We start from the raw sequence: 1,233 nt of genomic DNA, 5'->3' as shown, positions 1-1,233 counted from the left end.
GACTCGTTCGGGTAATACTCCTAGAGCATTGTCTGCCGTTCCATGAACGGACATGACAAGGCTCTAGGGTGAGTATTTCCTGATCTTCTCCAACTCTCACCATAATGATAATTCACTACTTAGGTTTTTTTATGGAAAAATTAGATATAATTCAACAACTTAAAATTGAAAAAGATAATTTTTTAGATGAAAAACATTTAGATTGGTATGTTTTAACATTCATTAGAAATTATCCTGAATTTCTTGAAAATGATTACAACAATGCAATGACTTTAGCTAAACAACATATTGATGATTATGAACAATTGACACAATACATTGTTGAGCTTAATAATGCGTATCTCAGTGCTAAATCATATCTAGGCATTGAGTAGAAACTTTTGCTTAATAGCCATCATTGCGGGATGAAGTTTTTATTTACTCTGGTCACACAACGCTGACACAAATCCTTTTGAGTGTTTGACATAGAAAGGTACTAAAAAGCCTATTACGGGGGCTTTTTTTTTGCCTGTTTCTTGAGAAACGCGGAAGCGTGCATTCTGAAAATTCTGCTAAAGATTACTTATATAATCTTTAGTTCCACTGGAGAACATTCTCTCCAGTAGTCACAGAGGGGGCGGAGTTGCCCCCGACTGCATGGATTTTGCTCTAAAACCTTTTTTTCTCTGATTACAGCTCCCTTTTGCCCTAGATCGGTAAGAATTAGCGAATGCGACACAAAAGCCGATTGTAAGGAAGGAGGAGGAGTTTCGACGACGACGCCCGCACTATTGGCGCGTGTCCACTTATTTAATAGTGGACTCTACTCCACGTGATGGAGTTTTTATAACCAATTTCGGCTTTCTTATTTTCCCCTCGCTTTCCGATTATTTCCCCCTTGGGGAATTAATCAGAACCTTAGCGAGCGAAAAATAAAAACCCGACCATATTGAATATGATCGGGTTTCGTTTTATATTCGATGCACGGTTATTAATTCCTGGCAGAATTAATAACGAAAGTTATGTGAGTTAACGCTCGACATAAGATTCAAGATAAATCCTCGTGCTGTAAATCCATTATAACGGCTCTTGGTTTAAAATAAATCCCTCTTTCGTTCTTAATTGCTTCAGATAGTTAATTTCCGTCCTTTTTGTGGGTGGAAGGCTTGGTGACGCCAGCGCAAAATTGATTAAGTCTGTTACTGGGGTATCTGAACAAAGCAGACAACGGCATGAGTAGTCATAAAACGCTGA

At 38.2% G+C, this 1,233-nt stretch carries 1 protein-coding gene; it reads left to right on the top strand.

Going from position 1 to position 1,233, the window contains the following annotated elements; genetic code table 11:
- Window positions 1-131: 131 nt before the first annotated feature.
- Window positions 132-374, top strand: coding sequence for a hypothetical protein (locus FTV28_RS13460; RefSeq protein ID WP_179990702.1), 243 nt, complete (start codon window positions 132-134; stop codon window positions 372-374).
- The last annotated feature ends 859 nt before the right edge of the window (window positions 375-1,233 follow it).

It is taken from the genome of Acinetobacter sp. YH12252, from assembly GCF_013417365.1.
Taxonomy (GTDB): domain Bacteria; phylum Pseudomonadota; class Gammaproteobacteria; order Pseudomonadales; family Moraxellaceae; genus Acinetobacter; species Acinetobacter towneri.
This window is presented reverse-complemented; position numbering and strand designations above follow the sequence as displayed.

What these genes read in the sequence shown, in the direction of transcription:
- FTV28_RS13460 (WP_179990702.1), top strand. Translation starts at nt 132, where the DNA reads ATGGAAAAATTAGATATAATTCAACAACTTAAAATTGAAAAAGATAAT.